The organism is Actinomadura montaniterrae, from assembly GCF_008923365.1.
GTDB classification, from domain to species: Bacteria; Actinomycetota; Actinomycetes; order Streptosporangiales; family Streptosporangiaceae; genus Spirillospora; species Spirillospora montaniterrae.
Genome location: NZ_WBMR01000370.1, coordinates 1 through 6,215, shown reverse-complemented (window position 1 = coordinate 6,215; position 6,215 = coordinate 1). Strand labels below are relative to the sequence as shown.

The 6,215-nt window shown below is 72.0% G+C and carries 5 protein-coding genes and 1 rRNA gene; 3 read left to right on the top strand and 3 right to left on the bottom strand.

The window, feature by feature from the left end; genetic code table 11:
• Window positions 1-10: 10 nt before the first annotated feature.
• From rrf to F9B16_RS48690, 3 genes are all read left to right on the top strand, one after another.
• Window positions 11-127: ribosomal RNA gene (rrf, locus tag F9B16_RS48700) — 5S ribosomal RNA — on the top strand.
• A 450-nt stretch (window positions 128-577) separates the two neighbouring features.
• Window positions 578-1,084, top strand: coding sequence for a hypothetical protein (locus F9B16_RS48695; RefSeq protein ID WP_151547063.1), 507 nt, complete (start codon window positions 578-580; stop codon window positions 1,082-1,084).
• A gap of 161 nt (window positions 1,085-1,245) precedes the next feature.
• On the top strand, window positions 1,246-3,483 hold the full coding sequence (locus F9B16_RS48690) for a peptidoglycan recognition protein family protein (protein WP_225992640.1): 2,238 nt from the start codon (window positions 1,246-1,248) through the stop codon (window positions 3,481-3,483).
• 132 nt (window positions 3,484-3,615) lie between these two features.
• On the opposite strand, the gene F9B16_RS48685 is transcribed toward F9B16_RS48690, so the two are convergent.
• From F9B16_RS48685 to F9B16_RS48675, 3 genes are all read right to left on the bottom strand, one after another.
• Complete coding sequence (locus tag F9B16_RS48685) at window positions 3,616-5,268, bottom strand: DNA repair helicase XPB (RefSeq protein WP_151547061.1); 1,653 nt, start codon at window positions 5,266-5,268, stop codon at window positions 3,616-3,618.
• 160 nt (window positions 5,269-5,428) lie between these two features.
• The gene (locus F9B16_RS48680) at window positions 5,429-5,833 is read right to left on the bottom strand and encodes a DUF4190 domain-containing protein (RefSeq protein ID WP_151547060.1); all 405 of its coding nucleotides are present in this window, start codon (window positions 5,831-5,833) and stop codon (window positions 5,429-5,431) included.
• An 82-nt stretch (window positions 5,834-5,915) separates the two neighbouring features.
• Window positions 5,916-6,215 (bottom strand): WYL domain-containing protein (locus tag F9B16_RS48675; protein WP_404800598.1); only part of this gene is annotated, 300 nt, incomplete at its 5' end.

Here is a 6,215-nt window from a genome sequence, read left to right as displayed (position 1 = left end):
GCGTGAGGCGTTCGGTGGTTATGGCGGAGGGGAAACACCCGGTCCCATTCCGAACCCGGAAGTTAAGCCCTTCAGCGCCGATGGTACTGCATGGGAGACCGTGTGGGAGAGTAGGACACCGCCGGACACATATTGCGAAGAGGCCCCGCCGATCACGGCGGGGCCTCTTCCATTTTCAGGGCGATCGGGCGGCCTCCCGATGGCGGAACGTCATCCAGACACGGCTGTTCGTTAGAGTAGGGTGGGCTCTCCGACTGTTCCGTCGTCCGCCTCAGCCCCAGTGAGGACGCCTGCCGACATGAGCGAGCCGCACGAGCCAGTCCAACCGCAGTGGGGCACTCCGCCTCCGCAGCCGGGCCAGACCCAGCCCCCGGGAAATTTCGCGCAGCCATTCGGCCCGCCCGGGACGCCGCCCGGAGCACCGCCAGGTCCGCCTCCGGGAATGCAGCCGGGTGGCCCGCAAGTAGCCGGATATCCGGCGCCTGGCTACCAGGGAACTCCATACCAGCAGGCACCTCCCTACGGGCCGGCCGGACCTCAGGCGACGCGTGGGCGCGGGCTGAATTGGTTCGGCCTGGTGATCGCGGGAGCGGCGGTCCTGCTGGTGGTCTCCACGATCCTGCCCTGGGTGCGGGTGTCGTTGCAGGAGAAGGGCCTTTCGCCGAGTGCCGCGCAGACCATCGAAAGGTCGTACAACGGGTTCGAGGGCAGCGTCGGCTGGGGTTATCTGACCCTGCTGTGCGCCCTGGCGGCCGGCGGTCTCGGCGTGCTGGGGGCGGTCCTCCGGAACGGACGGCTCGCCGGGGCGGCGACGATTCCAGGACTGCTCGGCATAGCGTCACTGGGCCTCGTGGTCACGCGCCTGAACGCCGCCAAGTCCGCGGTTCTCGACGGTCAGCCCCGTGCGCTTCCCCCTGTGGTGAGAGCGATCCTCGAGAAGGAGTTCCACGCCTCGTTGGACGTCGGCTGGTTCCTGGCGCTGCTGATGGCTCTGGTCATCACGGGCGCGGGCGTTGCGGCGTTCGTCACCGCCCACGGGCGTCCGGTGGACGCCCCCCGGCAGCCGCCTCTGCCAGGACGCTGAGTCACCGCATTGTTTCTCCGTGGTAATTGCGTGACAATTGCGAGGCCCGGAGCGCTGGTGGTGTAGAAAGCAGGTTCGGGTGCGGGGATGCCGGCCGGTGATGCAGCGGCCCGGGTCGTGATCGGAGAAACATGCTCAGGCGTACTTTGGTCGGTGCGTCCGTGGCCACGGTGGTGGTCGCGGGAACGGTGACCTACCTGGTCTCCAGTGGGTCGGACGCCACCACGTCGGCGAGCGGGAAGCCGAGTCCCGGGCAGGTGCGCCAGTACGCGCTGCGGGACATGACGGCCGGTACCGCGGCGAAGAAGGTGGCGGGGCTGCCGGCCGCGTCCACCGAGCCGTTCAGCCTCCTCGGCGTGACGTGGGACAAGCCGCGGTCGGAGCTGCGCGGGACGGTCCGGGTCCGGACCCGGGACGCCGCGTCCGGACGCTGGTCGGGATGGCGCGAGGTCGAGCCGGAGACCGAGGACGCCCCCGACGCCCGCGAGGGCGCGGCGCGGGGGAGCCGCGGCGGGACGAGCGGGCTGTGGGTCGGTCCCTCCAACGGGGTCGAGGTGCGGGTGACCGGGCATGGCCGGACGCTCCCGGCCGGGCTGCGCGTCGACCTCGTCGACCCGGGAAAGGGGACGGTCGGGAGCGGGACGTCCCGTCCGCGGGCCGCCGGTGAGGGCGGCACCGACGCACGGCTGGCCGCTGCCGCCGATCCGATCGACTCGCCCGCTCCGGGCGACTCGTCGAGCGCGACTCCGGAACCGTCCGCGCCCGCCGGCGAGGAACCGACGCCTTCCGAGTCGCCGACGACGGCGACGACGGCGACGCCGACGCCGACCGCGACCACGGCGGCACCGTCGGAGCGGACGACGGCCGCGACCGCGGTGACCGCGCCGAAGCCGGCGATGGTGTCGCGGGCGGCGTGGGGCGCCGACGAGTCGCTGGTGAAGGACCCGCCGGAGTACGACACGTCGGTGAAGGCGGTGTTCGTCCACCACTCCGACACCGGCAACTCCTACACGTGTGCCGAGGCGCCGTCCGTGGTGCGGTCGATCTTCCTGTACCACGTGAAGAGCGAGGGCTGGAACGACATCGGCTACAACTTCCTCGTGGACAAGTGCGGCACCGTGTACGAGGGCCGCGGGGGCGGCGTCGACCGTCCGGTGCACGGCGCCCACACCTACGGGTTCAACACCGACACAGCCGGGATAGCCGTCCTCGGCACCTACACGAACGCGAACGAGACGCCGGCGGGCGTCGCGCCGACGCAGGCGGCGCTGAACGGCGTCGCGAAGGTGGCGGCGTGGAAGCTCGGCCTGACGGGCGTCGACCCGGCGGGGAAGACGACGCTGACGTCGATGGCGCCGAACGGGACCGGCGGGAAGTACCCGTACGGCGAGAAGGTGTCGTTCTACACGATCTCCGGGCACCGTGACGGGTTCGCCACGGCGTGCCCGGGTGCGCAGCTGTACGCCAAGCTCGGCGCGATCCGCACCGCCGCGAAGGCGCTCACCACCCCGGCGGTGGCCGTCACGCTGACGGGCGCGACGAACGTGGGCGGACGCTACTACACCAAGAGCTCCGTGACGGTCGGATGGAAGCCGGTCGAGGGGGCGACGTACGAGGTCCGCGTGGACGGGACGGTCGCGGCGACGCCGGCCGCCGGTGCGTCGTCCGCGGCGCTGACACTGCAGCCGGGCACGCACAGCGTGGTGGTACACGCCAAGTACAGCGACGGCAGCACCGCGGACTCGCCTGCGTCCACGGTCGTCGCGGACGTCACCAAGCCCGTCTTCGCGACGCCGCCGGCGCTGGCGCTGCGCCGGGCGACGGTCAACACGACCGCCGTTCCCGTCACGCTCGGCTGGAAGGCCACCGACAACGCGCTGCTCACCTCGGTGAAGGCGACGTCGCCGGCCGCCAAGACGTTCGCCGGCACCACGACGAGCTGGGCCGCGACGGCGAAGCCGGGCGCGGCGCAGACGTGGTCGCTGACCGCCGCCGACGCCGCCGGGAACACCGCGGCGTCCGGCATCTCCCGGAGCGTCGCGCTCATGCCGGAGGGCCAGTCGACCCGCACCGGGACTTGGAAGAAGACGACGAACAGCTCCTACCTCGGCGGGTACGGGCTCTACAGCGGCAGCAAGGGCGCGAGCGCCAGCTGGACGTTCACCGGGCGCAGCGCGGGCCTGGTCGTCAAGCGGCAGTCGAACGTCGGCGCGGTCGTCGTCTACGTGGACGGCGCGAAGGTCGGCACGCTCGACACCCGCGCGTCCAAGCTCGCGTACCGGCAGCTCATCTGGACGCGGTCGTGGAGCGCCAGCGGGAAGCACACCATCAAGGTCGTGGTGGCGGGGACGTCGGGGCGGCCGATCGTCTGCATCGACGGGATCGCCTACATGCGCTGACGCGACCGACCGCGACGACCGACCGTCACGACCGACTGCGGCGACCCACCGCGGCATCTGGAACACCGCGGACACCGAAGGGCCCGGCGTGCGCGACGCCGGGCCCTTCGGCCGCTCAGGTCACTCTGACGGTCAGATGTCCTCGCCGGCGAGGATCGCGTCGGCGTCGACGATCCGGTACGCGTAGCCCTGCTCGGCGAGGAACCGCTGCCGGTGCGCGGCGTAGTCCTGGTCGAGGGTGTCGCGGGCGACGACGGCGTAGAAGCGGGCGCCCTGCCCGGACGCCTTGGGCCGCAGGAGGCGGCCGAGGCGCTGCGCCTCCTCCTGCCGCGACCCGTACGCGCCGGACACCTGGACGGCGACGCTCGCCTCCGGCAGGTCGATGGAGAAGTTCGCGACCTTCGACACGACCAGCACGTTCAGCTCGCCGGACCGGAACGCGTCGAACAGCCGCTCGCGCTCGCGGACCCGCGTCTCGCCCTTGATGACCGGGGCGTCGAGGAGTGCGCCGAGCTCGTCGAGCTGGTCGATGTACTGGCCGATGACGAGGGTCTGCTCGCCCCGGTGCCGGTCGACGAGCGCCTGGATGAGCTTGGTCTTGGTGTCGGTGGTGGCGCAGAACCGGTACCGCTCCTCCGGCTCGGCGGTGGCGTAGGCGAGCCGTTCGGAGTCGGTGAGGGTGACGCGGACCTCGACGCAGTCGGCGGGCGCGATCCAGCCCTGCGTCTCCATGTCCTTCCACGGCGCGTCGTAGCGCTTCGGGCCGATGAGGGAGAACACGTCGCCTTCCCGGTTGTCCTCGCGGACGAGCGTCGCGGTGAGGCCGAGGCGGCGGCGGGCCTGCAGGTCCGCGGTCATCCGGAAGATCGGCGCGGGCAGCAGGTGGACCTCGTCGTAGACGACCAGGCCCCAGTCGCGGGCGTCGAACAGCTCCAGGTGCGTGTAGACGCCCTTCCGGCGCGTCGTCATGATCTGGTAGGTGGCGATGGTGACCGGCCGGATCTCCTTCTTCGTGCCGGTGTACTCGCCGATCTCGTCCTCGGTGAGCGAGGTGCGCCGCAGCAGCTCCTGCTTCCACTGGTGCGCGGAGACGGTGTTGGTGACGAGGATCAGCGTGGTCGCCTCGGCGCGGGCCATCGCGGCGGCGCCGACGATGGTCTTCCCGGCGCCGCACGGCAGGACGACGACGCCGGACCCGCCGTGCCAGAACGCCTCGGCGGCGTCGCGCTGGTAGGAGCGCAGCTCCCAGCCGTCCTCGTCGAGGGAGATGGCGTGCGCCTCGCCGTCGACGTAGCCGGCGAGGTCCTCGGCGGGCCAGCCGAGCTTGAGCAGCGCCTGCTTCAGGGAGCCGCGCTCGCTCGGGTGGACGATGACGGTGTCGTCGGCGACCCGGTCGCCGATCATGCCCTTGACCTTCTTGGCGCGGAGCACCTCCTCCAGGACCGAGCGGTCCGAGGAGGACAGGACGAGCCCGTGGACGGGGTGCTTCTCCAGCCGCAGCCGCCCGTACCGCGCCATCGTGTCGGCGACGTCCACCAGCAGTGCGTGCGGGACCGGGTACCGGGAGTACTTGATCAGCGTGTCGACGACCTGCTCGGCGTCGTGCCCGGCGGCGCGGGCGTTCCACAGCGCGAGCGGCGTGACCCGGTAGGTGTGGACGTGCTCGGGCGCCCGTTCGAGCTCGGCGAACGGGGCGATGTCCTTGCGGCAGGCGCCGGCCAGCTCGTGGTCGACCTCCAGCAGCAGCGTCTTGTCGGATTGGACGATGAGCGGACCGTCGGTCAATGCAGAAGCCCCCGTCGATGATCGCGATGGCTCGTCCGGACGCCGTGCACGCTACCCGAGGCGTGCCGGCGCGTCGCGCGTTCCGGACGGGACCGCACTGTTCAACGCCGGACCCGGCCCGGATATTGCGTCACGCGGCGGCCGGGGCGCGCCCCGGGGCTCAGACGCCGCTGGACGAGGAGTAGTCCGGGTCGTGGGTGAGGATGATCGCGAAGTAGACGATGGCGATGATGACGCCGATCACCAGCGACGCCGCGAACAGCGACCAGCTCCAGATCGTCAGCCGCCGGGCCGAGGCCGGGTCGGTCTGCACCCGGCCGAGGGCGAGCGCGCCCGTGACGATGCCGGGGATCGCGACGATGTTGCAGCACATCAGCGCCACGACGCAGTTGCACACCAGCGCCGCGATCGCGGAGCCGTTGTTCGCCGGCGCGTGGGGGACGCCGGGCGGCCCGTACGGCTGGCCCTGGTGCCCGTAGCCGCTGGGGTCGTCCCACCCGGGCGTCCCGCCGTAGCCGCCGTAGGGGTCGTGCCAGCCGGGGGGCACCCCTCCGTATCCGCTCACCGCAATGCCTCCTCGCGCTTGAGGGCACGGTACCGCCCGATAGCGCACATGGTTGGACAGAACGGGACGTCCGCCGGTTCCCTCAGGCCTCGTCGTCCAGCTCGGCGACGCCGGTGATGCGGTGCAGCGCGAACCGGTGCACGGCGGCGCGGGTCGCGTCGTAGCCGGTCAGGAAGCCGCCCTCGACCCGGACGGGCTCGACGATCCGGCTGGACGCCTGGCCCTGCTGGTCGAGGTAGCCGATCCAGACCCGGCCGCCGCGGTCGACGGCGCCGCGCAGCCGCTCGATCGTCGCCATCGCCGGGGACCGGGGCGGCTCGCCGGACGGCGCGTCCGCGCGCAGCCGCGCCTGCTCGGCGCCGTGCCGGGACGCCTCGTCGCC